This is a genomic window from Arthrobacter sp. M4, assembly GCF_020251205.1.
Lineage (GTDB): Bacteria > Actinomycetota > Actinomycetes > Actinomycetales > Micrococcaceae > Arthrobacter.
Genome location: NZ_JAIWYX010000004.1, coordinates 39159 through 65993, shown reverse-complemented (window position 1 = coordinate 65993; position 26835 = coordinate 39159). Strand labels below are relative to the sequence as shown.

The window sequence follows — 26835 nt, the reverse complement described above, 5'->3', positions numbered from 1 at the left end:
GGTCCGGGAAGTATGTTTCCCGGACCCGCCCAGCATGCTACAGCCGGCGGTACAGCTCACGGCGCTTCACCCCTTAGGACTCAGTTCAGCGGCGCCACAACCGAGTAGACCGACGAATCACCCTGGATGGCCTGGCTCTGCTTGCCCTCAATGCTCACCGGAATGTCCCCCGCGATGGTCACGCGGTTCAGCTTGCGGGGCTGGCCGTCGTAGTTGTCCGGGGCGTAGTGCTGGGTGATGCGGTTGTCGAAGAGCACCAGCTGGTTGGCCTCCCAGTTCACGCGGACTACGTTCTCAGGCCGGGTCACATAGGCCTGGAGCAGGCGGATGATGTCCTTGGACTCCGTGTTGGACAGGCCCACGATCCGCAGGCGCTGCGCGAAGCCCCCAATGAACAATCCGCGCTCGCCGGTCAGCGGGTGGACCCGCACCACGGGGTGCGCGGTCTCGAACTTGATCCTGGTGAACTCCGCGCGGCGCTCCTCGGCGTTGGCGTGCTCCAGGTTCTTCGGGACTGAGTAGTCGTAGTCGTTGGTGTGGATGGCCCAGAGCGTGTCGGCGAAGTTCCGCAGCTCCTCCGGCAGGTCCTGGTAGGCCCCGGCCGAGGAAGCGATCAGCGTTTCGCCGCCATACGCTGGCAGCTCGATGCTGCGGAGCGTCGAAGCCTGCGGCGGGTTGACCACAAACGTGACGTCGGTGTGCCAGTTGTTGGCTGAGCCGTTTTCGCTGTCCACGGGCAGGACGTTCTCCTCGCCCTCGACTGAGGCCACGGTGGGGTGGGCCTTGGTCAGCGGACCGAAGTGGCTGGCGAACTTCACCTGGGCCTCGTCGCTGAGGACGTTGGCTTCCCGGAAGACCAGGGCCTTGTGCTCGTTGAGCGCGGCACGGATCTGGGCCACAAGCTCAGGGCTCAGGTCCCCGCTGAGGTCCAGGCCGCGGATTTCGGCGCCGATGCGTGCGCCGAGTTTCTTGAATTCCAATTTGGTTTCAGTAATGACGGTCATTTCATTTCCTTTTTCTTGTGGTGATTGATGCGGGTTGTGGTGGTTGGGGTCTGAATTAGGGTCCTGGGGAGCGGCGTCCTCAGGAGCCCGCGCCGACGGCGGTCCGCCAGCGGGAGAAGTGCCGTTCCAAGGCCACGAGCAGGAAATTCACGGCCAAGCCAAGGATGGACACCGTGAGGATGCCGGCGTACATGTCCGGGATGAGGAAGCTGCTTTGGGCGTTCACGATCAGGTAGCCGAGTCCGGCCTTGGCACCCACCATTTCCGCGGCAATCAGGACCAGGATGGAGGCGGTTCCGGCCATCCGGATTCCCGTGAAAATGGTCGGGACCGCCGAGGGCAGGATCACCTTGCGGAACAGTGCGAGGCTTGAGAGGCCGAGCGACTTTGCCGCCCGGATGAGCAGCGGATCCACGGTCTTGACGCCGGCAATCGTGTTGAGCAGCACCGGGAAGAACGCCGCATACGCCACGATGCTGATCTTGGATTCCTCACCGATTCCCAGCAGCAGAGTGAAGACCGGCAGCAGGGCCAATGCGGCGGTGTTGCGGAAGAGTTCCAGCAGCGGGTTGAGGACCGAGTTGAGCCGTCCGTACCAAGCGATCAGCAGACCGAGCGACACGCCAGCCACGAGGGCTGCCCCGAATCCAGATACCGAGCGAGTGAGGCTTGCGGCCAAGTGCCCCTGGATGGATCCGGCGTCGTACAGTTTGCTCCATGCGGCCAGGACTTCGTGCAACGGCGGTAGAAATACCCGGGTCGACGGGCTTGCCAGATACGTCGGCCCGAGTTCCCAAAGAGCCAGGAAGGCAAGAATCCCCGCCGCCTTCCACACGCCGGAACCGGCGCTAACCGCGGCGGTCCGAAGGAAGGCGAGTACCGCCGTCGTGCCCTGGTTTCGCTGGCCGCTGTCAGAGGGACCGGAATGCCCGACGGCGGGAGCTTGCGGGGGTGCGGAACTCGCCGCGGGCTTTTGGGTGAGTGTTGCGCTCATCAGGCGGCGCTCCTTTCGAGGGTGGATTCGTTGCCTGCAGGTTCGTCCGGTGCAGTTCCATCGGGCAGGATCTTGCGGTGGCCTGCGTCTTGGGCGAGGCGGACTTCGTCGTGCAGCAACGTCCAGACCTTGTGCCGTTGTTCGACGAAGGCAGGGTGCGAGCGGATGTCCTCGTCCCCGTCGCGGTCGGGGATGTCCACCTCCACGATTTCCTTGAGGCGTCCCGGACGGGCGCTCAGGACGGCAACCCGCTGGCCCAGGTACACCGCCTCGTCGATGCCGTGCGTGATGAAGACGATCGTCTTGCCCGTTGCCCGCCAGATCCGCAGGAGTTCGTCCTGGAGTTGTTCACGGGTCTGGGCGTCGAGCGCGGCGAAGGGTTCATCCATGAGCAGCACGTCGGGCTCGTAAGCGAGGCTCCGGGCGATAGCCACGCGCTGCTTCATGCCGCCCGACAACTCATGGGGATAGCGGTCCTCGAAGCCGGCCAGGCCAACCAGTTTGAGGTATTCACTTGCCTTGGCGGCGCGCTCGCGGCGGGTGAGCCTGCGCCCGTCGGTGGCTTTGCCTTCGAGCCCGATCGACACATTGGCGGAGGCCGTCCGCCAAGGGAACAGCGCGTACTGCTGGAAAACCACGGCACGGTCCTTGCCTGGCCCCAGCACCGGCTGGCCGTCCACCAATACCTCCCCGGAAGTGGGCGTTGATAGGCCAGCCAGGAGGTCCAGCAAGGTTGTCTTGCCGGAACCGCTTGGCCCCACCAAGGTGAGGAATTCGCCGTCGCGCACGTCGAGGCTCAGGGACTCAAGGGCTGTCAGTACGGTGGGCTGTTTCGAGCCGTTGCCGGAGCCGGTGCCGGAGCCGGTGCCGGCCTGGGAGCCGCTGGCGGCCTTGGAGCCCTTGCCGGCGCGAACGGTGAATTGCTTGGTGACATTGCGGAGGCTGATCTTGGCGGTCATCACTATCCCTTTTTCGCTGACGCGAGGTCGTTGAATTTGTTGGTGTAGTACTTCGAGGGCGTCAGGTCGTTCTTGACGATCCCCGTGCTCTTCAGCCATGCGGACCAGCGGGAGAAGTCCTCGTCCTTGATCACGCCGTTGTCCGGCACGCCGGGGCTCTTCCAGTACTGCAGGTTCGCCGTGCTCTCATTGCGTCCGCGCGCGTCGATGATCTTCTTGAACCGTGCGATCACTTCGTCGCGCGGTGTCTCGGTCTCCCACTTGATGGCTTTGGCGACGCCCGTGGCGAAGGTCCGCGCCGTGTTGGGGTTCTTTTCGATGAAGTCGTTGCGGAGCACATACTGTCCGCCGGCGAAGGAACCCAAGAGTTCATAGTCATTGAAGAGCGATCGCAAGCCGCCTGTGGCAACGGCATGGTCTTGCAGGACGCCGCCCAGGCTTCCAACATCCACCTGGCCGCGACGCACTGCTTCTTCGGTGTCGTTGGGTGCCAGGACTACCAGTTGGACCTGCTTGATTTCATCCTGGCTGAGGCCGTTCTTGCTGAGGTACGTGTTGATGACGGCTTCGGAATGCGCACCAAGGGTGTTGACTGCAATCTTTTTGCCGATGAGGTCACGGGGGGATTTGATGGGGCTATCTGCCTTGACGTAGAAGCCGTTGAAGGTCTTCGCGTCCTCGCCGTAGTAGTTGACCACGGCGGTGACGGGAGCTCCTGCTTCGATCAGCTTCACCACGGCCCCGGCGAACGCTCCGCCGAAGTCTGTCTGGTTGGTGGCTGCCGATTGGATGTCCTGCGGGCCACTGATGGTGTTGCCGACCCAATTGAGCTTGATGTCGCCGAGGTAGCCTAGGTCCGCGGCCAGTTCGGCGAGACCGACGTTGTTCGCCGAGCCCTGGTAGCGGAGTTCCTTGACTTCGGTCTCGGTGGACCCTGATGCGCCTCCGCTTTGGGCTGCCGCTGACGCGCCGCAGCCGGAAACCGTCAGTGAAAGAACGACGGCGGCCGCGAGGCTTAGGAGGGGAGCGTGCAGTTTCATAGGAGGTACTTTCTGTGAGTGGTTGGGGTTGTTCTTGCCGTTCCGTCCGGTTGCATTGGGGATCGTGCCGAACGTTGGGAACGATGTAAGCGCACTTTGTATGGCCTCCAAAAGCCCGCCGGTAACGCTCTGAAACCGGGTGAAACCCAGCGAAACCGCGGGAAATCCGGGGTCACTTCGGGCAACCTTGGGACACATGGCGAAGTGCTACGTGCCGTTGCCCGGCATGACCCCGGGCACCCCGAATGGGCCAGGATTCGTTGACAGCGCCTTGGACTGGGCGCATCATGCACTCACTTTCTCAGGGACACCTCGTCTGGTTCAGCCAAGAGGCCCTGGGCGAGCTGGATCTGCCCTGGCGCAAACGCAAACGCCGGAGCAATCGGCAGGGGTGTTGCCCGATGATGGGGGAGTGTCATGGCGCTTGCAGCGGATCCACCCATTCCTGCCGGTGTGTTGGAGCGCTTGTCCCGCTGGGTGACAGCGAGCCTCCTGGCCGCCGTGGTGAGCCTGTGGATCGCCATGGCGGAGGTGGACAGGCTCATCGCCGGCTTGGTCAATCGCGACGGACTGAACAGCAGTATCGCCATCCTGTCCGGATTTGGTGATTGGCAGCCGCGCGACACGTGGCGGATCTGGTCCTCGGTGTCGGAGCCACACCGCCTGGAGGTTCTTGTCGGCATCCATACGGGAGCTGACGTTGTGTTCGCCGTCGTTTATGCCGTGCTGCTGGTCCGGGCATTGGACGGATCCATTGTGCTTCGCATTCTTGCCGTGGCCGCTGCCGTGGTGGACGTCGCCGAAGGATTCCTGATCAGGGCCGGCATTGGCGAACTTGTTGCTGGCAACGCCGTCTCCGTGGCGGGCTTGCAGGCAGTGACAAGCAACCTCAAGTGGTTGCTGTTGGCGTCCGTCCTAGCCGGAAGCCTTGCGTATCCCGGAGTCCGGGCCAGTCTCTGGGGAAGAGCTGTCCGCTTTGTTCGTGTCCTGCAGTTCCACCGGCTTCCGGCCGCAACCGTGGCAATCATCGCTGTTTTCGCCCTGTTGCCGATCCCTGGAGTATCGGACCAGATGCCGGATTCCCAGCGAATATGGGCGGAGGACGGGGCAGGCCTCCTGCGCTTTGGGCTCAACTCGCTCTGGGTCCTGTTGGTGGCAGCTGCCCTTTTCGCAGTGGCCAGGATGCGTTCCGTTCTAGCCCGCAAGCTGTGGATGGACGGCTTCGCGGCGATTGCCCCGCCCAGCCGTCTGCTCTGGGTCGTAGGTCCGCTGTTGCTCCTAACCGCGCTTATCTGCGTGATGCTTGTTGCTCCGGAACTGGCCGGCCACACCAACTGGTGGCAGTTCAGCCTGTTCCTCACCATGCCCTTGGGACTGCTTGTTGTTTCGCTTGTGATCTTCGCGGTTCTTCCCGTGGGGTCTTTCGGCCTTAGTCCGCATCCCATGGATCCCCAACGCAGCGTGGACATGTGGCGGGGCGGTGACAACCTCGCAGCGGCGCTGATCTCGGTATCGGGGATGGCGCTGGTCCGGTCCTTTGCCGCGCCTGTAGCCATGCTGGCGCTGCCGAATAGCGACGGCAGGGCCGCTATGCCACCGTGGTGGTCCCTGTCAGCCAGCGCACTTCTTGTGGCCGGAATCCTGCTGGCACTTGGCATTTTTCCGCTGAAGAGCCTGCTGCTTCATTACACTCCCGGGATGCTCGGCCCCGACCCCCGACGTGAGCCGGGCCCGGGGTCCATTATCGCCAGGTGGATTGTCCTCGCTTTTGCAGCGTCGTCAATTGTCCTGCTCTTGGTAGTACCGTCCGCCTTTACCGCTTTCCTAGGTGTCTCGGCGACCGCCGTCGTGGGAGTTGGAGCCTGGGCGCTGCTGTTGGGCGTCGTGATGGTGTGGGTCCAGGAGAGGCGGCCGCTGGAAATCTTCCACGTAATGGGCCTCCGGGCCAATCCGCTGTTGACCCTCATCGCCGCTGCCCTGGCTTTGGGGCAGGTGTTCGGCGGCGGCGACTTCATGCATCGGCCGCGTCAGCTGCCGCCCGGACAAGCAGCGGGCTCCGCCCGCGCCACCCTGGAATCCGAGTTCACACGCTGGCTCGGGCAATCATCGGACTGCGATCGTCCAGGAGGGTTATCCGGGGCAAAGGCCAACCGGACCGTCCGGCCGATGATTGTCCTTGCTGCTGAAGGCGGCGGCATCCGTGCGGCCAATTGGACGGCCAAGGTCTTGGACACGATTGCCGCCACAACATGCGGCAGGCACGCCATCTTGTTGTCCAGTGGCGTGAGTGGCGGTTCCTTGGGACTGGTCCTCGCAACGAAGTATGCGTCCCGGGATGCGCAAGGGCCCGCGACCATGGACGTTCGGGGCGGTCCGGAGCTTTCCAACGTGGCCGACGCCCTCTCGGCGCCTGAGGCGCTCGCAGCAAGCGTCGGCGGCACCCTCGGCTCGGACCTTGTGGGTGGGGGAACTGGCCTCCTGTTGCCTAACTGGAGCCACAGCGAATACGGCTGGCATGACAGGGCCGGACTCATGGAGAAACAGTGGGAAACAGCGGCCCCTCAGCTCGCTGATCGCTTCGACGCCGACGTTCGCGGTGTAGCCGGTGCGCTGCTGTTGAATTCCACGGTTACAGGTTCCGGATGCAGGCTGGTCCTGAGCCAAGTGGAACTGCCCGCGGCGGAGGCCAGTTTTGCTGATAGGGCTGCTTCCGTGCCGGGCTGTGAGGAGACTGGAGGAACCCCGGTCACCATCGATTACTTCAGTCCCGCAAACGGCTTCTGCGATTCCAGCCTGGCGTGGTCAACCGCAGCCATGGTTTCGGCGCGTTTCCCCATCATTTCCCCTGCGGCTCGGCTCCGCTACGCAGGCCCTTCCGGTTCGCCTGCCCGTTCGTCGGGAGACGCCGGTTCCTGCAACACTCCCGATGCCTTCCAAGCGATTGACGGTGGTTACGCCGAGGGTTCGGGGCTAGGGACTGTCAGTGACCTTTGGGGCCGGCTCCGGGGAATTGTGGCCCACCATAACCAACTAGTGGACGAGGCCGACGGCGACTCCCAAGTTCCGGGGGCCGCGTTCAGTTACGTTGTCCCCGTCTTTGCCTACGTCCGGAATTCACCGGGCGCCGACGTCACGGCCAGAGTGCCCCAGCCCATCGCCGAACTGGCTGTGCCACTGGCCGGCATCCAGGCTAAGAACGCCCAAAGTGAAGCCGAAGCATGGCTGCAGCGGCTACAGCAATCCGCCGACACATGCCTTAGCGACGCGTGCCGGTCGGCTGCCGCCATGGGCGGCCTCCTTGGTGCGGCGAGGACCGCCGTCGTTGCCCCGAAGAGCGAACCAGCCATCGACCCGCCTCTGGGCTGGACGCTGTCCCAGGCGTCACGGAACCGCCTTGACCAGTCGCTCGACGCCGAGCGGAACTGCGCGGCGCCGCCCGCCGTGCAGAGTTCCTCGCTTGGAACGCTATCCCTGTGCACGGTCCTAAAAATTGTCGGAGTCAGCTGAAAATAGCCTGTCCGCGGCTACGACACGCGGTCACATTGGTTTTGTTCGTATTGATCCTCACACCGGCGCAGGATTCGTCCCAAAGGGATTGCAAGGACGGCTACGGTATATCTATGACGTCTAGCACCGCCGCCGAATCCGTTCGGTCCCACAGCCGCACCATCCCCGCCGACATCGCTCGTTCCTGGCTCCTTGTGAACGCCATGAAGACGGAGCTGTTCGACCAGTCGGCCGGCTCCCGGGCTGACGCCATCATCCTGGACATCGAGGACGCCGTTGACCCCTCCCAGAAGGACCAGGCCCGCGAACACGTGGTCAACTGGCTGTCCGGCGGTGGGCAGGCATGGGTGCGCATCAACGACGCCACCAGCCGTTTCTGGGCCGACGACCTCGCCGGACTTCGTGGCACGCCGGGTCTCCTGGGCATCATGCTGGCCAAGACGGAATCCGCGGACCAGGTGACTGAGAGCTTCCACCGCATGGACGGCAAGACGCCCGTCATCCCCCTGGTGGAATCCGCACTGGGCATTGAGGAAGCCAACCAGATCGCCCGTGCGCAGGGCGCCTTCCGCCTGGCCTTCGGATCCGGCGACTTCCGCCGCGACACCGGCATGGCCAACACCCAGGAAGCCATGGCGTACCCGCGCGCCAAGCTGGTTGTCGCCAGCCGCGTCGGCAAGCTCCCCGGCCCCATCGATGGCCCCACCGTCGGCACCAACCACCCCATCCTGCGCGAGCAAACGGGCGTCACCGTCATGATGGGCATGACGGGCAAGCTCTGCCTGGCCATAGACCAGACCACTGTCATCAATGAAGTCATCAGCCCCACGCCGTCGGACGTCGCCTGGGCTACCGACTTCATGAACGACTTCGAGGCCAACGGCCGCGTCATCCGCGACGGATCGGACCTGCCGCGCCTTGGCCGCGCCGAGAAGATCATGAAGTTGGCTGTCGCTTTTGGCGTCCAGCCCGCGCTCTGAGCGGCCTTTCGCTCAAAGACCATCTGAGGTTCCAACCATGACGTTGCTTGCACCATGACCTTGCTTGTTCATGGCATTGCTTGGGACGGCCACGCGTCCGACGGCGGGTCCCCGGCACTGCGTGTCCAGTCACCGAACGGTGAGCGGACGGCCGTGCCGCTGGGGCCCGCTGACGTTTTGGGTCTTCAAGTACATCCAGGACTGTGGTGCCTTGGCCACGTCAAGGTCCATGGGCCCGCCGATTCCACCCATGTTCCGTGCCCGTCGACGGCCCGCGCTGAACGCGGCAGGCAGTGCGGACGATGCTTCGCCCGTGACGATTCGCGGCTAATCCATGACTTCCACCGCGGCGGCAACGTGCCTCCGGGGCTCAGGGAGTACCTCATGCAGCCGCACTGGCTGTACATCGCTACGTTCGCCGGGGGCACCACCAAGGTGGGGACCGCATCCGGGCCCAGGAAATGGAACCGACTGGCCGAGCAGGGTGCCGTCCACGCGAGCTACGTGGCCCACGCCGAAGACGGCCGTGTGGTCCGGCTGCTGGAGGATCTGGTCACCAGCCAGCTCGGAATCGTCCAACAAGTCCGGCGGGCCGCCAAGGCGGCGTCGCTGCTGGACCCGCGTCCCGCCGTCGAACTTTCCATGATCAATAAGCAGGCGGCCGCCCGAGTCCGCGAACTATTGGAAACCGTCCAGCTCCCCGGCTTCACCATTGTGGAGGAGCAGTGGCAGCGGCCAGCGTTTGCCAACGCCGTGTGCCGTGGTTCCACTGCCGAGGCACCACTGTTCGGCGCCCCGCGTCGCCACGCTTATCCCCAAGGGTTCGACGGCGGCGGCCACGGATTGCTGATTGAATCACTGTCGGGGGCGGTCGCCTTGGCCAGACTGCCCGACGCGGGTGGCGGATCCGTTGATGGACAGTTTGTGGCAGACCTCGGAGAGCTCAAGGGAAGGCGGATCGAGTTCGGTCCGCACACCACCGAACTACCGGCCCTGCAGGACGCGCTGTTCTGACAAATGTCTGCCGGCCCTCAAAGGTCCGCCCGCCCCTGGCAGGTACCCATCTGCGCGTGCTCTTCCGGGCATCCCGCAGCCGGTAAACTTGACTGGTGTTGAACGAATTCTGGTCCACCGCCTCCACCACCTATAAAGCGCTGGTCTTTAGTGCGATGTCCCTCATCGCCGTCGGTATCATCATGACGATCGTCGGCAACGCGACCCACAACCAGGTTTTGGCCACGTTGTCCCTCCCTGTCATCGGTCTGGGGCTGGTCCTGCACATTGTCGGTCTGGTGGTTCGCGGCCAGGAAATGCGCCGCCGGATCAAGAAGTAACAGCACCAAGAAACAAGCACTCCTGACGTAACCACTTCGAGTCGCCCAACCATGGGCCGATAGGGTTTTGACCATGACCATTAATCCGGACCTGCAGGGCCGCAGCTACCCTGCCGTTGAGGTGTACGACGTCGGCCGCGAAAAGATCCGTGAGTTTGCCCGCGCCGTGAAAGCCACCAACCCTGCGCACTTCGACGTGCAGGCAGCCCAAGCCCTGGGACACGGTGACCTGGTGGCGCCGCCGACATTTGCGATCATTGTCGCGCAGCGAGCCGACGCCCAGCTGATCGAAGATCCGGATTCCGGCATCGACTTCTCCCGCGTGGTCCACGCAGACCAGCGCTTCACCCATCACAGGCCTATCGTCGCTGGGGACCAGCTCATCGCCGAACTGCACGTCGACGGCGTCCGGGCAATGGGCGGCGGCGCCATGATCACAACTCGGGCGGAAATCTTCGCCGTCGGCGACGGCACACAGCGCGAAAAGGTGGCTACCACCACGTCATCCATCCTTGTCCGCGGAGAGGGGCAGTAATCCCATGGCACCCAAGCTTGAAGAGTTGAGCGTCGGACAGGAAATCGGGACCCGCAGCATCGCCGTGACGCGGCAGGACCTCGTCAAGTACGCCGGCGCGTCCGGCGACTTCAACCCGATCCATTGGAACGAGGCCTTCGCCACCGGTGTGGAACTCCCTGGCGTGATCGCCCATGGCATGTTCACCATGGGTTCCGCCGTCCAGCTGGTCAGCGACTGGGCGGGCGACCCGGGCGCCGTCGTCGACTACCAGACCCGTTTCACAAAGCCCGTCATCGTTGCCGACACCACCGGGACCGGGGAACCCGGCGCGGTGATTGAGGTTTCCGGCGCCGTCGGCGCCATCGATGCTGACGCGCGGACAGCCCGCGTCGACCTCACCGTCACGTACGACGGCCAGAGAGTCCTGATGAAATCGCAAGCGGTAGTGAAGTTACCTTGAGTCTCATAGTCAAAACCGGCATAGGCGCCACCGAGGCTGATACAGCCCGGTGGCGTTTTGCTGTCCTGGCCGCCTACGTTGCCAGCGGCTTGACAGCCAGTTCCTGGGTGTCACGGATGCCGGCCATCCGCAACAGCTTGGACCTCACGCCGTCGACGGTTGGCCTGCTCCTTGTCTGCCTCACCGCGGCTTCGTTCACTGCTGTGTCCTTGTCCGGATTGGTGGTCCTAAGACTCGGCTCCGCGTTGGCTGCCCGGGTTGCCAGCGTCTTCGTTGCGGGTGGTCTGCTTTGCCTGGGCCTGGGCACCAGTGTGCTGTCCAGCTTCCCGGTGGCAGCGGCGGGACTCGCCCTGATCGGCCTGGCGACAGGCACATGGAACACCGCCTTGAATGTGGAGGGTGCCGCCGTCGAGCGTGCCATCGGTCGGCAGATCCTGCCGCGGCTTCACGGCGGGTTCAGCCTCGGCACTGTTGCCGGTGCCGGTCTGGGGGCATGGGCGGCAGCAAGCCAGTTGCCGGTCGCCTGGCACCTTGGCATCGCCGGAGTTGTCGTCGCGGCGATCGTTTTGAGTGCCGGGCGATCCTTCCAGGCGGACAGCAGGCCCGTCCAGGGCAAGCCCGTTGCCCAGCGGAAACCTGACACGTTTGAGGACCCCTCCACGGGGCCGATCCCCATCATTGCCGCATCAGCCATCGAAGACGGCAAGCCGCCCCGGCTCGACAGCAAACGGATGATAGCCCGGGCCTGGCGCGAACCGCGGACGCTCACCCTGGGCGTGCTGGTGCTGGGCCTTGCATTGTCCGAGGGGGCAGCGGGGGACTGGGCCGCGCTGGCTCTCGCGGATGGCCACGGACAATCCGAAGCCGCGGGCGCAGCCGGGTACGGCGTATTCGTGACCTTTATGACGGTAGGGCGTTTCGCGGGGACGATGCTGCTGGACCGCTTCGGCCGGGTAGCTGTGATGCGTTGCTGCGCTGCCACGGCCTTTACCGGGCTTGGCCTGTTTGTCCTCGCCCCTGCGCCATGGCTGGCATTTTGCGGTCTGGCTCTGTGGGGACTCGGAACATCCCTCGGCTTCCCCGTGGGCATGTCCGCGGCAGCCGACGACCCCATCCGTGCCGCCGCCCGGGTTTCCGTAGTGTCCACCATCGCCTTTGGCGCGTTCCTGGGTGGACCGCTGCTGCTTGGCTCCCTGGCCGAACACTGGGGCATCCTGCACGCCCTCCTGGCTGTCCTGGTGCTGCAGGCATTGAGCCTTGCTTTGGCCCCGGTCTTGCGGAAAAGCGCGTAGGGACTTGTCAGGGAGGTCGAAGGCGTCAAATCTCCCTCAGCAATTCACATAGGCTTAATCGGGTGAGCACCACACTTCTTTCCCAGCTGACCACCGCCGAAGTAGGCGGTCCCGCCGCCAATTATCGCCAGGCGGCCACCGAAGCAGAGATCATCGACGCCGTTCGGACGGCGGACGCGGTGGGGGAGAAGCTGCTCATCGTCGGTGGTGGATCCAACTTGGTGGTGTCCGACGACGGCTTCCCGGGGACCGTGCTGAAGATCGCCTCGGAGGGCTTCACAGTAACCAGCGAGGACACCTGCGGCGGGGTTTCAGTGGTAGTCCAGGCCGGCCACAACTGGGACGCGCTCGTGGAGCACGCCGTACTCCACGCCTGGTCCGGACTGGAAGCGCTGTCCGGGATCCCCGGCGCCACGGGCGCAACCCCAGTGCAGAACGTTGGAGCCTATGGTGCGGACGTTTCGCAGACCATCGCGGCCGTGCGGACGTGGGACCGGGAACGCAACGCCGTCCAGACCTTTACCAACTCTGAACTTCGCTTCGGCTACCGTGATTCCATCCTGAAGCAAACCACTGTTGAGGGCTCCCCGCGCTACGTGGTCCTGACTGTCGAGTTCCAGCTCCCGCTGGGACGGATGAGCGCGCCCATCCGTTACGCGGAACTCGCCCGGGCCTTAGGGGTCGACGTCGGCCAGCGCGCGTACGCCAATGATGTCCGCCGGGAGGTGCTGCGCCTTCGCGCTTCGAAGGGCATGGTGCTGGATGCGTCAGACCGCGACACCTATTCCACGGGTTCGTTCTTCACCAACCCGGTGGTGTCCGAGGCTGACGCCGCCGAATTGCCCGACGACGCGCCGCGGTACCCTGCAGGCAAGGACGGGCAGGTCAAGCTTTCCGCTGCCTGGCTCATCGACCGCTCAGGCTTCTCCAAAGGCTACGGACTGGAACCGTCCAGCGTCTCAGGAGGCAGGGCTTCCCTGTCCACCAAGCACACTTTGGCGATCACCAACCGAGGGGGAGCCAGCGCGGCGGACGTCGTGGCGATCGCGCGCGAGGTGCGTGCCGGCGTCGTTGACCGTTTTGGCATCCTGCTGCACCCGGAACCCCTACTGATCGGCCTGTCGCTTTAGCCAGGCTGTTGGCGGACGTCAGTCCGCCGGCACCCTGCCAGGCAGTTGTGGGCGCATTACGAACAGGAGCGTATGGGCTAGGAGTACACGGGGCGTGGGACCGCGCAGTCACTAGCTGAGCTGTGGTCCCTAGGAGTCAGTCCGCCCGCGGTGCGAGGGTGCCACCTTGTGCAGCATCATGAAGGTCAGCCCGCAGGTGGCCGCGCCCAGCAGGAAGATCTGGCTGAAGGCCATGCTTTGCGGTGACGGTCCGTTCGGCTGCATCCAGCCCGCGACCGCGAAGCCCACCACGGCTACCAGCATTGCAACGGCGGCCAGGAGGAAGCTGCGCACATGGGCAGCGGCTGTGGCAGATTGCCACTCGGCGTCCACATGATCGTCTTGGAATTCCCCGGGACTGCCCGCTGCCGTGGAATTGTTGTCCGTGGCGGGTTGGCTCAGCGCGGCCAACGTGAGCAGGATGCTCGCCGCAGCGGTTGCACCGATCCCCAACGACTGGATAGCCGCCATTGCAGCTGATACCCGCACGCCGCTTCCGACGGCCACCATCAGGCCGGCAGCCAAACCTACCGCAGCACAACACCAGCCGGCGGCTGCGAGCCGTCGGCTTAGCGGCCGCAGGAGCGGTCCAAGCCCACCGAAAAGCATTACTCCACTCTAGGAAACCTCACTGAAAGTGGGCTGGGAGGCAGTTCAGAGTCTGCTTAGGATGAAGGCATGCCCAGCCACGGAAGCCGATCCGCGCCAACACCGCGCCTCACACCCGGGATCATGGGACGCCTCCGCCTTGCCAGCCAAGGCCTGGTGGGGGATGGGTTTCAGGATGTTGCCACTGCCGCCAGGAGGATGCTGGCCATGCAGGCGCAGGACCTGCCCTCTGCGCTGTGGGCGGTTGGCCAGCGCGTTCGCGGGGCGGGGGAATCAGATGTGAGGGCTGCCTTGGACACCGGGACCATGGTCCGTTCCTGGCCGTTCCGCGGGACTTTGCATTTCCTCGCGCCGGAAGACCTGAAGTGGATCCTCGGCGTCACGTCGGGGCGGATGAAGGCCAACACGGCCACCCGTCACCGCCAGTTGGGGATCGACGCCAACGACGTTGCCAAATGCCGGGATATCGCACAGGAGCTGGTCTCCTCCGGAAAGGGTGCTACCAGGGAGGAGCTTTTTGCGGCTTTCGAAGCCGCGGGCCAGGCCACCAAAGCGCAAAGAGGCGTGCATCTGCTATGGATCCTCTGCCAGGAAGCCCATTTGGTGCAGGGTCCGACGGCGGGCACATCGGGGAAAGCCGCAGGGCAGCAGTTATTCGTCGCGTTCGACGAGTGGATCCCCAAGTCCCGGAATGTTGACCGCGAAGAAGGGGTGGCCGAACTGCTGCTGCGCTATCTGCAAAGCCACGGTCCCGCGACGGAGCGCGATTTCGCGTGGTGGAGCTTCACTCCGCTCACCGAGGTTCGTGCGGCCATGAAGCATGTCAGGGACAAATTGGAGCAGTTGACGCTGGGGGAGACAACGTATTGGCTCTCGCCGGACGTCGCGGCGCTGCTGGACGACGGGGTCCCCGGCTCCCGAGCGGTGCTGGCACTGCCCGGGTTCGACGAATTCCTGCTGGGTTACACGGATCGGGACCTCGTCCTGCCCCCTGAGTTCGCGCAGCAAATAGTCCCCGGTGGAAATGGGGTCTTCAAACGAATGATCGTGCAGGGCGGAAAGATCGTTGGCACGTGGGTCCGGAGCGGAAGCGGCAGGAACATCCGCGTGGAGCCCGTCCCCTTCGACAACGATGGACTCAGCCCAGCAGCAAAGCGCTCATTCGAGGTCCAGGCCGCAAAGTACTTGGACTTCCTGTCCAGATAAGGCACTCCCGCTGAACACGTCCATGGCCCGCTGTTTCGTAGCTTTGCCACAACGAAACAGCGGGCCAGGGACGAAATTGCCGCGTAATCCTTAGAGAGTGCCGTTGGCGATCTTCAGCATGCGGCGCAGCGGCTCGGCTGCACCCCACAGGAGTTGGTCTCCCACGGTGAAGGCGCTGATGTACTCGGGGCCCATTTCCATCTTGCGGATACGGCCAACGGGGATGTTCAGTGTGCCGGAGGCCGAAACTGGCGTGAGGTCCCGCATGGAGTCTTCCTTGGTGTTGGGGATCACCTTGGCCCATTCATTGTCGGCATCGATCAGTTTCTCGATCTCGCCGACGCTGAGGTCCTCGCGGAGCTTGAGGGTCAGGGCCTGGGAGTGTGAGCGCATGGCTCCGATGCGAACGCAGAGGCCATCCATCACCACGCGGTTTTCAGCATCTGTGCCGAGGATCTTGTTGGTCTCCACGCCGGCCTTCCACTCTTCCTTGGACTGGCCGTTGCCGAGGTCGGCGTCGATCCACGGAATCAGCGAGCCGGCCAGGGGAACGCCGAACTGCGTGGCGTCGATATCGGTGCGCTGGTGGGCCAACACCTTCCGGTCGATCTCCAAGATGGCCGAAGCGGGGTCTTCCAGTTCGCTCTTGACCTCGTTGTTGAGGGTACCGAACTGGCTGAGGAGCTCCCGCATGTGGCGTGCACCGCCGCCGGATGCAGCCTGGTAGGTCATGGACGTACCCCATTCGACGAGGCCGTTCTTGAACAGCCCGCCGAGGCCCATCAGCATGCACGACACTGTACAGTTGCCGCCGATGTAGTCCTTCACGCCGTTTTCCAGCCCGGCGTCGATGACGTCGCGGTTGATCGGGTCCAGGACGATGATGGAGTCGTCGTTCATGCGCAGGGTGGAGGCCGCGTCGATCCACAGGCCGTCCCAGCCGCGGCTGCGCAGCTCACCATGGACTTGCTTGGTGTAGTCGCCGCCCTGGGCAGTGACAATAATCGGCAGCTTCGCCAGCGTCTCAATGTCGAAGGCATCCTGGAGCTTGCCGGCACCCTCAGCGAATGATGGTGCGGCACCTCCGGCGTTCGAGGTGGAGAAGAAGACGGGGTTGATGTTGGCGAAGTCGCCTTCCTCCTCCATGCGGTGCATGAGGACGGAGCCGACCATTCCACGCCAACCAACCAGTCCAACGGACGGATTAGCTGCTGTAGTCATTGGTCCAGTGTATATTTCGCCGGCCCTTGACAGGGTGTCGGTTACGTCACCTCGGCGGCAGGAAAGTTAACCGAACGTTCGACGCCGGACCCCAGGTTGCCGCCGTCGGGCACGTGTGGCGGGGTGGGCAGGCCCTACTGCTCGGGAGTTGCCTGCTCCTCAAGGACCGCTGCCTTGCGCCGCTTGAGCGCGAAGTATGCGCCAAACGCGAAAGCCTGCGTGACGACCACCAGGACGATGGCTCCCAGGATCTTGTCGCCGCCCAGGATCATCAAAAGGCCAACAACTGCCGACAGCAGCGCCAGCAGTGGCAGCAGCATGTAGCCGAGGACGAACAGGGTTTCGGATTTGGTGAGCATCAGGATTCTTCCGTCCGGCGCCACAGCGTGAACCGGTAGTTGGTGCCGTTGGCGGCGGTCTGCCAGCCTTTGGCGGGGGAACTGGACGTAGATGTCCAATGTTCGCTGAGTTCGGGGGCATATGTGTCGCCCGAAGCCTCGGAGTCGATGACGGTGATGACCGCGGCGTCGGCAAGGTCGACAGCCTGGCGGAAGACCTCGCCGCCGCCAATGATCCATACGGTCTCGAAGCCAGGGGCGAACTGGGACTCCAGGAGCGCCTCGTCCAGCGACGAGACCACAATCGCGCCTTCCGCCTCAGGGGACTGGCCCCAGCCCTTCTGCCGGCTCACCACGATGTTGGTGCGGCCAGGAAGGGGACGGTACCGATCAGGGAAAGACTGCCAGGTTTTACGCCCCATAATCACCGGATGGCCGGTGGTTATCCGGGCGAAGTGCTTGAGGTCCTCGGGCAAATGCCATGGCATGGTGCCTCCCTTGCCGATGACTCCACCGCTGGTTTGGGCCCAAATAAGCCCTACGCCCGTAACGGATGCGGCTACCTCCGTGGTGAACTCCTGGGGGATGCTGCCAGTCTCCGGGGTTGTCTCCTCGCTCATACAGCCACCGCCCCCTTGATTGCCGGGTGGTGCTGGTAGCCAACCACCTCGAAGTCTTCCACGTTGTACTCAAAGATTGATGCCGGCGTCCGGCGGATCTTCAGCTGGGGGTACTCGAACGGTTCACGGCTGAGCTGCTGGTTGACCTGGTCCACGTGGTTGTCGTAGACGTGGACGTCACCGCCAGTCCAAACGAATTCACCGGGTTCGAGGCCGAGCTGCTGGGCAATCATGTGCGTCAGCAGGGCGTAGGAGGCGATGTTGAAGGGAACACCCAGGAACATGTCGGCCGAGCGCTGGTACAGCTGGCAGGACAGCCGGCCGTCAGCCACATAGAACTGGAAGAACGCGTGGCAGGGCGGCAGGGCCATGGATCCAAGCTCGGCGACGTTCCACGCGGAAACGATGTGCCGGCGGGAATCAGGGTTGGTCCGCAGGCTTTCCATGAGGGCGGAAATCTGGTCGATGTGGCCGCCGTCGGGGGTGGGCCAACTGCGCCACTGGACGCCGTAAACCGGGCCCAGTTCGCCATCGGCGTCTGCCCATTCGTCCCAGATGGTGACGCCCTGGTCCTGCATCCACTTGACGTTGGATTCTCCACGGAGGAACCACAGCAGTTCCACGGCAACGGACTTGAAGTGGACGCGCTTGGTGGTAATGAGCGGGAAACCCTTGCTCAGGTCGAATCGGAGTTGGCGGCCAAAGACGCTCCGTGTGCCTGTCCCGGTGCGGTCCGCTTTGTGCGTTCCGTTGGCCATGACGTCGCGAAGGAGATCCTCATAGGGCGTTGCGATGCTCACGCCTACAGCTTACTGGAGGCGGGTCCTCCCACTGGAAGGCGCGGCGTCACCACCGGGCGCGGCTGGCGGAAACCTCAGAAGGGACCCGCCAGCCGGAACGCCTCAGTCGTCGAAGGGCTTGATTTGTTCGATTGCCACGATCCGCTTTCCGGGTCCCTTGGCGACGTGGAACACCAGGACTTCTCCCGGGGTCAGGTACGGATCCGACGTCGGCAATTGGGACCGGAGCTCAGCCCCCATATGGCCGCCCAACGCCCTAAAGACGGTAGGAAGCGCCGGACGATGCGTGCAGGCCGCCACAGACACCTGCTTGTCGAAAAGTGCCTCGATGGCCGCTGCGGTTTTCTTCGGGTTGCGCTGATGGTGGTGTTCCGTCAGGGCGTCCACGAGTTTGACCTTGGCGCCTGCCACCTTGGCGTAGGGGGCGATGGTGGCGATGCAGCGTTTCCAGGGGCTGGTGACTATCCGCTCCGGATTCCAGACACGGAGCAGCCGCTGCACGGCCAATGCTTGGCGCTGTCCGGTCGCGGCCAAAGGACGGTCCCCTTCGGCTTTTGTCCAGGAACTTCTGGGTTTGGCCTTGGCATGGCGGACAACAATGAGGGGCCAGGTGTCCAGCTCTCCCCGCAAGTGGGCCTTCTCCAGGGCACGGAGTGGGTCGACGTCGGTGGGGTTGCTGAGGAAGGATGCGGCCCGGTCCGGAGCGGCCCACATGACGCTGTCGACTTCCTTGCCGTCAGGCCGGATGCGGTGATCCGTGACCTGGACAGCCCAATAGTGCACCACTTTGAGCCCTGCCTCCACGTGATAGTGGATGGGCGGCAAGGGAATGCCCAGGGAACCCTTGAGGCCGATTTCCTCCTCAACCTCGCGCATGCCGCACTCGGGGATGGTCTCACCGTCGTCGATCTTGCCCTTTGGCCAGGACCAATCGTCATATCGGGGCCGGTGGATGAGCAGGACTTCCAACGCGCCGTGGTGGATGCGCCAGGGGATGGCACCGGCAGCCGTGACGGCGATTTGCTCACCGGGGTGGTCAGTCTGGTCGGCCACCAAGGCATCGTCGTTTTTCAACGGCGGGCCCTATCGGCGGGAAGCCGCGCGCTGACGGGAGCGGGAGGCGAGCAGCCACGACTGCACGTCCAGCAATGGGCTCCCGTCCTCATCCAGGTGGTGCCGCGTCCACATGCCCTCGTTGTCAAGATGCCAGCTGGAGGTTTCGGAGTCGAGGTAGCGTTCCAACAGCTCAATGACGTCGTGGATGTCTTCTCGGTTGGACAGCTGCACCAGTGCCTCGACGCGGCGGTCAAGGTTGCGGTGCATCATGTCGGCCGAACCGATGTACACCACCGGATTTCCCCCGTTGGCAAAAGAGAAGACGCGGGAGTGCTCCAGGAACCGGCCAAGGACGGACCGGACGGTCACGTTCTCGCTGAGGCCGGGCACCCCCGGACGCAGCGAGCAGATTCCGCGCACAATCACGTCAACCTTCACGCCGGCCTGGGATGCACGGTACAGCGAGTCGATGATGGCCTCGTCCACCATGGAATTGACCTTGATCTGTACCCGGGCAGGGATGCCCTCGCGGGCGTTCTTGATCTCGTGCTCAATCCGGTCGATCAGGCCGGAGCGGACCGAGCGCGGGGCCACCAGGAGCCGCTGGAACGTGGACTTCGGGGCGTAACCGGACAACTGGTTGAAGAGCTTGGAAAGGTCTTCGCCTACCTGGTCGTTGGACGTCAGCAGGCCCATGTCCTCGTAGTACCGCGCGGTGCGAGGGTGGTAGTTGCCCGTGCCGATGTGGCAGTAGCGGCGCAATCCGTCCACTTCCTGCCGGACTACCAGCGATAGCTTGCAGTGCGTCTTCAGGCCCACGATGCCGTACACAACGTGCACGCCGGCCTGCTCCAGCTTCCGCGCCCAGGAGATGTTGGCCTGCTCATCGAAACGGGCCTTGATCTCAACAAGCGCCAGGACCTGCTTTCCGGCCTCTGCAGCGTCGATGAGGGCATCGACGATCGGCGAGTCACCGGACGTGCGGTACAGCGTCTGCTTGATGGCCTGGACCTTCGGGTCCGCCGCAGCCTGCTCCAGGAAGGCCTGGACCGACGTCGAGAACGAGTCATAAGGGTGGTGGAGCAGGATGTCGCGGCGACGCATGGCAGCGAACACGTTGGCGGCCTTGGATGTTTCCGATTCCTTGAGGAAGCGCGAGGTGTGTGGCACGTGCTTGGGGTAGTGCAGGTCGGCACGGTCGATTCCGCCGATGACGCTGAGGCCGCGAAGGTCCAGCGGAGCGGGAACGGAATACACCTCGGACTCCTCCACGCCCAGTTCGCGCACCAGCAACGCCCGGATGTTGGGGTTGATGTCCGTGGTCACCTCGAGGCGCACGGGCGGGCCGAACCGGCGGCGCAGGAGTTCCTTCTCCAGAGCCTGGAGGAGGTTCTCGGCGTCGTCCTCTTCAACCTCGACGTCCTCGTTGCGGGTGACACGGAAGGAGTGGTGTTCCAGGACCTCCATGCCGGGGAACAGCTTGTCCAGGTGCACGGCGATGACGTCTTCGAGGGGGATAAAACGTGCCACGCGGCCGGGTATGGCGCCGGCTCGGGGGCCATCGATTGAGACCAGCCGCGGCAACTGGTCCGGAACCTTCACGCGGGCGAAGAGTTCCTTCTCGCTGACCGGGTTGCGGACAACAACGGCGAGGTTCAGGGAAAGGCCGGAAATATACGGGAAGGGGTGCGCCGGATCCACGGCGAGCGGCGTGAGGATCGGGAAAACCTTCTCGTCGAACATGGCGCTCAGTTGGTGCTTCGCCTCGTCATCCAGTTCATCCCAACGCATGATGTGGATGTGCTCGTAGGCGAGTGCTGGCCTGATCTGCTCGGCGAAGACCCGGGCGTGGCGTTCCTGCAGCGTGTGGGCTGCCTCGCCGATCTGTTCCAGGACCTGTATGGGGCTCAGGCCCGCAGGGGAGGGAACCGCCAGTCCGGTGGCGATGCGGCGCTTCAGGCCAGCCACGCGCACCATAAAGAATTCATCCAGGTTGGACGCGAAAATTGAGAGGAAGTTGACTCGCTCCAGCAGGAACAGGTCCGGGTCCTCAGCCAGCTCAAGGACGCGGGCGTTAAAGGCGAGCCAGCTCAGTTCGCGGTCCAGGAACCGATCCGGGCTGATGTCGCCTTCCGGTTCGAGGTTCGGCGCGAACTCCGGGATGTCAATCCGGTCCTGGGTGGCGCGGGCGGGCGGCGCCTCGGAGGAACCGAAACGGACGGGCAGTGTGGCACCCTTCGTGTCAGCCGTGGCAGTGGCCGAATCCGATTGCATTGAGGTTCTCCTTCGTTAGGACGGGTTCCCTTCAACACTACAAGGGTTGGGCCGCACGAATCAGGGATTACTTCGCACGGCTCAGGCGATTGGGCCGTACATCACATCAACGTCCCAGCGGACGAAGCCGAGTTTGTGGTAGAGCGAAACAGCCGCTGTGTTGTCGGCATCCGTGTAGAGCATCACGGCGTGCAAGCCCTTGTCCTGCATGTACTTGATTCCGGCAACGGTAAGGGCCTCTCCGAGCCCCATTCCCTGGGCCGCCGGAGTAACCCCGACGACGTACACCTCACCGATCGCGGGGTGGTCGCCGTGCCGCGGATGGATTTTGGTCCAATGGAATCCCAGGAGCTCACCGTCGGTATTTTCCGCGAGGAAGAATCCCTCGGGGTCAAACCAGCTTTCGTCCATCCTCGCTTCGAGGTCTTCGCGTGTCAGGGCCCCCTGCTCTGGATGGTGGGCAAAGGCTGCCCGGTTGGCGGCCAGCCAGGCGGCCTCATCCTGGCCCGGCACGAAGGTGCGCAGCGCGACACCGTCCGGCAGCCCGGCGTCGGGAAGCTGCTGGGACGACGTGGTCATAAGCCGCATTTTCCAAAGTTTCCTGACCGGGCCGAATCCGTAGCGCGCCGCGAGGTCCGCGGCGGCCTCGTGGTTGCCATGCGACCAGGCCTTCAGCCCTTCGAAGCCACGGGTCTCCTTGACGGCGCCCACCAGCCGGTCACCAACGCCCTGGTTGCGGTAGCTGGGGTGGACGGCGATTTCCAGCACGCCGGAGCCGTCCGGGGCGTCAACGACGACGGCAAAGCCCGCCAGATCCTCGCCGGTTGAAGGATCGGACTTTTCATCGGGGGCATAGAGGGCGAAGGACGATACTGAATGGTCGCCGGAGTCCGCTCCGCGGAGCATCACGAACGTCTGCTCCGACAGCGGCGGGTTGCCGTCCGACTCCTCGGACGCTGCGGTGAGGGCGGTGAAGTCCCTCAACAATTCCTGGTCAACGGGACCTTTGACGACGATGACTGGCCAGTTCTCCGGGTGCGCAGGGCTCATGGTGTAAAGGCTATACGCAGGCGCGGACTTTGCACCCCGAACGGCGTTCTGCCCTTGCCCGGAGCAGATTTGGGTCTGTGGGAGAAGGCGTGTAGAGTCATAAGTCCGTTCGGCCCGCAGGGGCGGAATGCGAGGGGGATCCACCAGTGGGGTGGCCTCGATACGTTCGACCCGTATGTCCTCCACTTTCAAACAAGCAGGGCCCGGACTCACTGAGTTCGGGCCCTGCTTGTTGTAGCATGGCTGGCCGCCTAGGCCTCGGAGAGTTCGTCCTCCGGCAGCCGGACCAGCGTGAGCCGATAGCCGACGTTGCGGACCGTGCTGATCAGGTTCTCGTGGTCGGCACCAAGCTTGGCGCGGAGGCGCCGGACGTGGACGTCCACCGTGCGCGTGCCGCCGTAATAGTCGTAGCCCCAGACTTCAGTCAGCAGTTGCTGCCTCGTGAAGACCCTGCCAGGGTGCTGCGCAAGGTACTTGAGGAGCTCGAATTCCTTGAATGTCAGGTTGAGCGGTTGCCCGTTCACGCGTGCGGTGTAGCTCGCCTCATCAATCACGACGCCGGCAGCCCGGATCTCGGTCTGCGAGTCCTCCTGCTCCGGTACCGCGCGTGCCACGGCAAGTCGGATGCGGGCTTCGACTTCGGCCGGGCCGGCGGAATCCAGCACGATGTCGTCAACGGACCAGGCAGAAGAGACAGCGGCCATGCCGCCCTCAGTCAGAATAAGCATCAGCGGGGCGCTGAGGCCGGTGGCTTTCAGGAGCTGCGTCAGGGAACGGGCCCCCACCAGGTCCTTGCGCGCGTCAAGGAACACGATGTCTGTGGGGTCGGTTTCCAGCAGGGCAGTCGGCTCGGCGGGGAGGATGTGAACCCTATGATTCAGCAACTCCAAGGCAGGCAGAATGTCCACTGATGAACCGGTGCTGTTCGTCAGGAGCAGGATGTGCGACATGGTTCCTCCAAGGGGCTCTCCGCGCATCATCGGGCGACTGAACCGGGCTTTCACCGGCCGGTACCAAACTGTTCACGGCGTGGCCTGCTCCCGGCTGGCACCGGGAAACATATCCGCCGCGGGTAGCGTGGTTGGAATCTGAGTATACCTAAGGGGCCCGTCGCGGGCACTGATTCACAATGCCGCCGCGTCCCGATTGCGACTTAACTACGACACATGAGGCAGGATTGAGGCAGGCGTCCGGTCACAGCGCAGTCCGGAGAAGAGGGTGTTGAGGGTGCGAATATCGGGGGCGGAATGAAGTCGTGGAGCATCGGAGTGGTCGGCCTGGTGGCGCTTGCCGTCATTATCGCCGGCACGTTCCGCTCCCAGGATGTCCTTCTGGCTATCGGCATCCTCGCGGCGGCCGCCGTCGGAATCGGCTGGCCCCATTTCCTGGCGGTCCCCGCCAAGAAGACCCTTGCCGCCGCAATCGCCCTCCCTGGCATCGGCGCAGCCGTAGCCGCGGCCTTGACCCAGCCGCCTGGATTCCTGGATTGGACTCCGGGATTCATTGCTCTCGGCGTGATCGCCGTTTTTGTCATCCAGTTGATTCGAGGCACTGGACAGGTCCAGCGGCTCGAATCGACGCTTGGCTGCTGCGCAGGTGTACTGCTGGCGTGCCTGGGCTCGGGCTGGATCGCGGGCGCGCGGTTCAACGGAGTTAAGGAAATGGTCCTGGTGGCGGGCCTGAGCGCAGGAGTCGCCGTTGCTGCAGGACTGATCCGGTGGCCGGACCGCATCGTTGCTCCGGTAGGCATCATCGCCGCCGGACTTGTGGCGCCGTTGGCGGGCTTGGTCTGGTCCGATATCGCCGTGATCCCCGCCGCCGTAGTCGGCGTCGTCATGGGCTCCATGCTGGTCAGCTTCCGGCGCATGGTGACGCTGCGGCGCGGGACGCTGAATTTTCCTGCGGTGCTCGGCATGGGTGTGGCCCCGGTTTGGGCGGTGGGTTCCTTGGCTTACTTCATAGACAAACTACTCATCTACTAGCGGTTAGGATGGCATCATGTCCGTACTTGCATTTGAAATCTTCTTCCTCGTCCTGCTTGGCATCGCCGGCCTGTCCATGGCCTGGTTTGCCGGATTTGTGGTCTACCGCCTGTTCAAGGGCCAGAAGTAAGCGCCTGCCTTAGACTTTCGGCCCGAGGTAAATTGCAGTGCCAATCGAAATTCCGACGGATCTGACACCCGAACTGGTTCCTCTTTCCTGGCTCATTGGCGAGTGGGAAGGAACGGGCAGGCTCGGAGCCGGTGACGAAGATTCCGAGCACTTCGTCCAACGTGTGTCCTTTACGCATAACGGACTTCCGTACCTGCAGTACAGGGCGGAAAGTTGGCTGAGCGACGAGGACAATACCAAGCTTCGCCCCCTCAGTGTTGAGCTGGGCTTTTGGGCCCTTGAGCGGGAACTGCAGGAGGCCGACGGCGGCCCCGGGCTGGTACCGCCGGACATCGTTCCGGTCCTCAAAAGCGCCGATGATGTGGAGGCCCGTCGCAACAAGGACGGCGGATTCGACATCTCCGTCTCCATCACGCACCCCGGCGGGATTACGGAACTTTACTACGGCCAGATCAAGGGCCCACAGGTCCACCTGAGTACGGACATGGTGATGCGCGGAAGCCACTCCAAGGAATACACCGCGGCCACACGCATCTTCGGCCTGGTGGATGGAAACCTGCTGTGGCGCTGGGATGTGGCTTCCGAAGGCAAGTCGCTGGAAGCTCACGCCTCAGCCTTCCTCAAGAAGGTCTCCTAGCCACGCGCAACGGCTTTTCCGCAACCCGGCGTTCCTCGCCTACGTCGACCTCCCGGAAAAATGGATGGCGATTACTCGATTTCGAGAATCCGGAATACCGCTGAGCACCAAGGACTTCTACTACATATGAGCTACAAGAGCCCCCTATTGTCGCGCCCCGGAGCGGTTATGGCCGGCGGGCTGGACGCCGGAGTTGCCGCCCACTACGGTGAGCCCCTGCGGGAACAACGCGCCCTGGCGAACGGAACCGCCGTCGTCGACCTCTCCCACCGCGGAGTGGTAACGGTTAGCGGACCGGACCGGCTCAGCTGGCTCAACACCCTCTCCTCGCAGCAGGTGACAAACCTCCAGCCTCGTGTGGCGAGCGAATTGCTCCTGCTCACCATCCAGGGCCGGATCGAGTTTGACGCGCGCGTGGTGGACGACGGGCAGACCACATGGCTCATCGTGGAAGCCGAGGAGGCCGCACCTTTGGCCGCATGGCTGGAGAAGATGAAGTTCATGCTTCGCGTCGAGGTGGCAGACGTGTCCGCTGACTGGGCCGTCATGGGGTCAACAAAGGCCGTCCCGGAGTGGGATGGACGGCTGGTCTGGCAGGACCCCTGGCCGAATGTTGGTCCCGGTGGATTTGCGTACAGCACTGTGGAGGAAAGCAGCCACCCCGGCAAGGAACGCCCCTGGTTTGAGTACCTCATTCCGGCAGCGGAACTGGAGGCGGCCGTGGAAGGCCGGCAACTGGCGGGCGCCATGGCGTCCGAGGCGCTGAGGATTGCAGCGTGGCGGCCCCGGCTCGGCGCCGAGACTGACGACAGGACCATCCCGCATGAGCTGGACCTCCTGCGCACGGCAGTTCATCTCGCTAAGGGCTGCTACAAGGGCCAGGAAACCATCGCGCGTGTACACAACCTGGGGCACCCGCCGCGGAGGCTGGTTTTCCTGCAGCTCGATGGATCGCAGCACACCCTCCCCGCCGCCGGCAGCGACGTGTTGGCCGGTGAGCGCAAGGTGGGTACAGTGACGTCCGTGGCCCAGCACTACGAAATGGGTCCGGTTGCGCTGGCGGTCATCAAGCGGTCGGTGTCGCCGGATGACGGGCTGACTGTTATGGACGGCGACGAAGAGTACGCTGCCGCCCAAGAGCTGATTGTCGCCCCTGATGCCGGACAGGTGGTGGGCCGGCAAACCGGATTCCTGAAAGGACCCCATCGATGAGCGAAAGTGGCGCCGAAGCCGCAGGAGAGCAGGCAGTAGACCAGGAAGCGGTGGAGTTGGCCCACACGCTGTTCGACGCGGCCCGGGAAGGCAACACGGAACTCCTCCGCGGATACCTTAACGCCGGCGCCCCCGCTACGCTCACAAACGCAGCAGGAGACTCGCTCGTCATGCTCGCCGCCTACCATGGGCACGCCGACACCGTGCAGCTGGTTCTCCACCACGGTGGAGATGCCAACGCGGCAAACGACCGGGGACAAACACCCCTCGCCGGCGCGGCGTTCAAGGGCTACGTCGACGTTGCCCGGGTGCTTATCGACGCCGGTGCAGACCCCGACGCCGGACAGCCATCGGCGCGCGAGGCCGCGCAGATGTTCGCTCGGACCGAGATCCTAGAGCTCCTGGGCTGACGTCCCGCCGGGCGGCCAAGCAACCGGTCGGCTT

At 64.0% G+C, this 26835-nt stretch carries 26 protein-coding genes; 13 read left to right on the top strand and 13 right to left on the bottom strand.

The genetic code is table 11. From position 1 onward, the window contains the following. Positions 1-80 precede the first annotated feature (80 nt). The 4 genes from LD110_RS08735 to LD110_RS08720 form a co-directional block, all read right to left on the bottom strand. A complete protein-coding gene (locus tag LD110_RS08735) occupies positions 81-1004 on the bottom strand; it encodes a TauD/TfdA family dioxygenase (RefSeq protein ID WP_225498327.1) in 924 nt (307 codons plus the stop codon). A 79-nt stretch (positions 1005-1083) separates the two neighbouring features. Next, positions 1084-1998 (bottom strand): ABC transporter permease, encoded by a 915-nt coding sequence (locus tag LD110_RS08730; protein ID WP_225498325.1) that lies wholly within the window; start codon positions 1996-1998, stop codon positions 1084-1086. Then, entirely contained in the window at positions 1998-2957 is a 960-nt protein-coding gene (locus LD110_RS08725; protein WP_225498323.1) for an ABC transporter ATP-binding protein, read from the bottom strand. The genes LD110_RS08730 and LD110_RS08725 overlap by 1 nt, the downstream gene beginning before the upstream one ends. Before the next feature lie 2 nt (positions 2958-2959). Then, the gene (locus LD110_RS08720; protein WP_225498314.1) at positions 2960-3997 is read right to left on the bottom strand and encodes an ABC transporter substrate-binding protein; all 1038 of its coding nucleotides are present in this window, start codon (positions 3995-3997) and stop codon (positions 2960-2962) included. Positions 3998-4414: 417 nt separating this feature from the next. On the opposite strand from LD110_RS08720, the gene LD110_RS08715 reads away from it, so the two are divergent. From LD110_RS08715 to LD110_RS08680, 8 genes are all read left to right on the top strand, one after another. After that, positions 4415-7504 (top strand): hypothetical protein, encoded by a 3090-nt coding sequence (locus LD110_RS08715; protein WP_225498312.1) that lies wholly within the window; start codon positions 4415-4417, stop codon positions 7502-7504. Between the two features lie 113 nt (positions 7505-7617). After that, positions 7618-8484 (top strand): CoA ester lyase, encoded by an 867-nt coding sequence (locus tag LD110_RS08710; RefSeq protein WP_225498310.1) that lies wholly within the window; start codon positions 7618-7620, stop codon positions 8482-8484. A 60-nt stretch (positions 8485-8544) separates the two neighbouring features. After that, entirely contained in the window at positions 8545-9498 is a 954-nt protein-coding gene (locus LD110_RS08705; RefSeq protein WP_374200323.1) for a DUF2797 domain-containing protein, read from the top strand. A 95-nt stretch (positions 9499-9593) separates the two neighbouring features. Next, positions 9594-9818: a DUF3188 domain-containing protein gene (locus LD110_RS08700; RefSeq protein ID WP_225498302.1), complete on the top strand. Its 225-nt coding sequence runs from the start codon at positions 9594-9596 to the stop codon at positions 9816-9818. A gap of 73 nt (positions 9819-9891) precedes the next feature. Continuing rightward, entirely contained in the window at positions 9892-10353 is a 462-nt protein-coding gene (locus LD110_RS08695; RefSeq protein WP_225498295.1) for a MaoC family dehydratase N-terminal domain-containing protein, read from the top strand. Positions 10354-10357: 4 nt separating this feature from the next. Continuing rightward, complete coding sequence (locus tag LD110_RS08690) at positions 10358-10795, top strand: MaoC family dehydratase (RefSeq protein ID WP_225498293.1); 438 nt, start codon at positions 10358-10360, stop codon at positions 10793-10795. Continuing rightward, a complete protein-coding gene (locus tag LD110_RS08685; RefSeq protein WP_225498291.1) occupies positions 10792-12087 on the top strand; it encodes a sugar MFS transporter in 1296 nt (431 codons plus the stop codon). Before LD110_RS08690 ends, LD110_RS08685 begins: the two co-directional genes overlap by 4 nt. Positions 12088-12149: 62 nt before the next feature. Further along, positions 12150-13217 carry a UDP-N-acetylmuramate dehydrogenase gene (locus tag LD110_RS08680; RefSeq protein WP_308012421.1) on the top strand — a complete coding sequence of 356 codons (1068 nt, stop codon included), beginning with the start codon at positions 12150-12152 and terminating at the stop codon, positions 13215-13217. Between the two features lie 129 nt (positions 13218-13346). Here the strand turns inward: LD110_RS08680 and LD110_RS08675 are convergent, their stop codons facing one another. After that, the gene (locus LD110_RS08675; RefSeq protein WP_225498289.1) at positions 13347-13865 is read right to left on the bottom strand and encodes a hypothetical protein; all 519 of its coding nucleotides are present in this window, start codon (positions 13863-13865) and stop codon (positions 13347-13349) included. Between the two features lie 69 nt (positions 13866-13934). Here LD110_RS08675 and LD110_RS08670 point away from each other — a divergent pair, with 69 nt between their 5' ends. Further along, positions 13935-15071, top strand: coding sequence for a winged helix DNA-binding domain-containing protein (locus tag LD110_RS08670; RefSeq protein WP_225498279.1), 1137 nt, complete (start codon positions 13935-13937; stop codon positions 15069-15071). A 90-nt stretch (positions 15072-15161) separates the two neighbouring features. Here the strand turns inward: LD110_RS08670 and asd are convergent, their stop codons facing one another. The 8 genes from asd to LD110_RS08630 form a co-directional block, all read right to left on the bottom strand. Continuing rightward, positions 15162-16292 carry an aspartate-semialdehyde dehydrogenase gene (gene asd / locus LD110_RS08665; RefSeq protein WP_225498277.1) on the bottom strand — a complete coding sequence of 377 codons (1131 nt, stop codon included), beginning with the start codon at positions 16290-16292 and terminating at the stop codon, positions 15162-15164. Between the two features lie 134 nt (positions 16293-16426). Next, positions 16427-16651, bottom strand: a complete 225-nt coding sequence (locus LD110_RS08660) for an NF038396 family protein (protein ID WP_225498275.1) — start codon at positions 16649-16651, stop codon at positions 16427-16429. Further along, positions 16651-17250 (bottom strand): dihydrofolate reductase, encoded by a 600-nt coding sequence (locus tag LD110_RS08655; protein ID WP_225498273.1) that lies wholly within the window; start codon positions 17248-17250, stop codon positions 16651-16653. Before LD110_RS08655 ends, LD110_RS08660 begins: the two co-directional genes overlap by 1 nt. Beyond that, positions 17247-18050 carry a thymidylate synthase gene (locus LD110_RS08650; protein ID WP_225498272.1) on the bottom strand — a complete coding sequence of 268 codons (804 nt, stop codon included), beginning with the start codon at positions 18048-18050 and terminating at the stop codon, positions 17247-17249. The genes LD110_RS08655 and LD110_RS08650 overlap by 4 nt, the downstream gene beginning before the upstream one ends. Positions 18051-18152: 102 nt before the next feature. Next, the gene (locus tag LD110_RS08645; RefSeq protein ID WP_225498270.1) at positions 18153-19124 is read right to left on the bottom strand and encodes an NUDIX hydrolase; all 972 of its coding nucleotides are present in this window, start codon (positions 19122-19124) and stop codon (positions 18153-18155) included. Between the two features lie 9 nt (positions 19125-19133). Then, complete coding sequence (locus LD110_RS08640) at positions 19134-21380, bottom strand: RNA degradosome polyphosphate kinase (protein WP_225498268.1); 2247 nt, start codon at positions 21378-21380, stop codon at positions 19134-19136. An 81-nt stretch (positions 21381-21461) separates the two neighbouring features. Then, the gene (mshD, locus tag LD110_RS08635; RefSeq protein ID WP_225498266.1) at positions 21462-22430 is read right to left on the bottom strand and encodes a mycothiol synthase; all 969 of its coding nucleotides are present in this window, start codon (positions 22428-22430) and stop codon (positions 21462-21464) included. A 251-nt stretch (positions 22431-22681) separates the two neighbouring features. Beyond that, positions 22682-23380: a response regulator transcription factor gene (locus LD110_RS08630; RefSeq protein ID WP_225498260.1), complete on the bottom strand. Its 699-nt coding sequence runs from the start codon at positions 23378-23380 to the stop codon at positions 22682-22684. Between the two features lie 297 nt (positions 23381-23677). Here LD110_RS08630 and LD110_RS08625 point away from each other — a divergent pair, with 297 nt between their 5' ends. From LD110_RS08625 to LD110_RS08610, 4 genes are all read left to right on the top strand, one after another. Then, the gene (locus LD110_RS08625) at positions 23678-24412 is read left to right on the top strand and encodes a permease (RefSeq protein WP_225498255.1); all 735 of its coding nucleotides are present in this window, start codon (positions 23678-23680) and stop codon (positions 24410-24412) included. Positions 24413-24579: 167 nt separating this feature from the next. Next, complete coding sequence (locus LD110_RS08620) at positions 24580-25179, top strand: FABP family protein (RefSeq protein ID WP_225498253.1); 600 nt, start codon at positions 24580-24582, stop codon at positions 25177-25179. A 126-nt stretch (positions 25180-25305) separates the two neighbouring features. Further along, positions 25306-26391: a folate-binding protein YgfZ gene (locus tag LD110_RS08615; RefSeq protein ID WP_225498251.1), complete on the top strand. Its 1086-nt coding sequence runs from the start codon at positions 25306-25308 to the stop codon at positions 26389-26391. Then, complete coding sequence (locus tag LD110_RS08610; protein ID WP_225498249.1) at positions 26388-26801, top strand: ankyrin repeat domain-containing protein; 414 nt, start codon at positions 26388-26390, stop codon at positions 26799-26801. Before LD110_RS08615 ends, LD110_RS08610 begins: the two co-directional genes overlap by 4 nt. Positions 26802-26835 lie beyond the last annotated feature (34 nt).

Coding starts and splice junctions, on each gene's coding strand:
- LD110_RS08610 (WP_225498249.1), top strand. CDS start 26,388: ATGAGCGAAAGTGGCGCCGAAGCCGCAGGAGAGCAGGCAGTAGACCAG.
- LD110_RS08675 (WP_225498289.1), bottom strand. CDS start 13,865: ATGCTTTTCGGTGGGCTTGGACCGCTCCTGCGGCCGCTAAGCCGACGG.
- asd (WP_225498277.1), bottom strand. CDS start 16,292: ATGACTACAGCAGCTAATCCGTCCGTTGGACTGGTTGGTTGGCGTGGA.
- mshD (WP_225498266.1), bottom strand. CDS start 22,430: ATGAGCCCTGCGCACCCGGAGAACTGGCCAGTCATCGTCGTCAAAGGT.
- LD110_RS08670 (WP_225498279.1), top strand. CDS start 13,935: ATGCCCAGCCACGGAAGCCGATCCGCGCCAACACCGCGCCTCACACCC.
- LD110_RS08735 (WP_225498327.1), bottom strand. CDS start 1,004: ATGACCGTCATTACTGAAACCAAATTGGAATTCAAGAAACTCGGCGCA.
- LD110_RS08660 (WP_225498275.1), bottom strand. CDS start 16,651: ATGCTCACCAAATCCGAAACCCTGTTCGTCCTCGGCTACATGCTGCTG.
- LD110_RS08655 (WP_225498273.1), bottom strand. CDS start 17,250: ATGAGCGAGGAGACAACCCCGGAGACTGGCAGCATCCCCCAGGAGTTC.
- LD110_RS08710 (WP_225498310.1), top strand. CDS start 7,618: ATGACGTCTAGCACCGCCGCCGAATCCGTTCGGTCCCACAGCCGCACC.
- LD110_RS08640 (WP_225498268.1), bottom strand. CDS start 21,380: ATGCAATCGGATTCGGCCACTGCCACGGCTGACACGAAGGGTGCCACA.
- LD110_RS08690 (WP_225498293.1), top strand. CDS start 10,358: ATGGCACCCAAGCTTGAAGAGTTGAGCGTCGGACAGGAAATCGGGACC.
- LD110_RS08720 (WP_225498314.1), bottom strand. CDS start 3,997: ATGAAACTGCACGCTCCCCTCCTAAGCCTCGCGGCCGCCGTCGTTCTT.
- LD110_RS08615 (WP_225498251.1), top strand. CDS start 25,306: ATGAGCTACAAGAGCCCCCTATTGTCGCGCCCCGGAGCGGTTATGGCC.
- LD110_RS08630 (WP_225498260.1), bottom strand. CDS start 23,380: ATGTCGCACATCCTGCTCCTGACGAACAGCACCGGTTCATCAGTGGAC.
- LD110_RS08695 (WP_225498295.1), top strand. CDS start 9,892: ATGACCATTAATCCGGACCTGCAGGGCCGCAGCTACCCTGCCGTTGAG.
- LD110_RS08715 (WP_225498312.1), top strand. CDS start 4,415: ATGGCGCTTGCAGCGGATCCACCCATTCCTGCCGGTGTGTTGGAGCGC.
- LD110_RS08730 (WP_225498325.1), bottom strand. CDS start 1,998: ATGAGCGCAACACTCACCCAAAAGCCCGCGGCGAGTTCCGCACCCCCG.
- LD110_RS08625 (WP_225498255.1), top strand. CDS start 23,678: ATGAAGTCGTGGAGCATCGGAGTGGTCGGCCTGGTGGCGCTTGCCGTC.
- LD110_RS08725 (WP_225498323.1), bottom strand. CDS start 2,957: ATGACCGCCAAGATCAGCCTCCGCAATGTCACCAAGCAATTCACCGTT.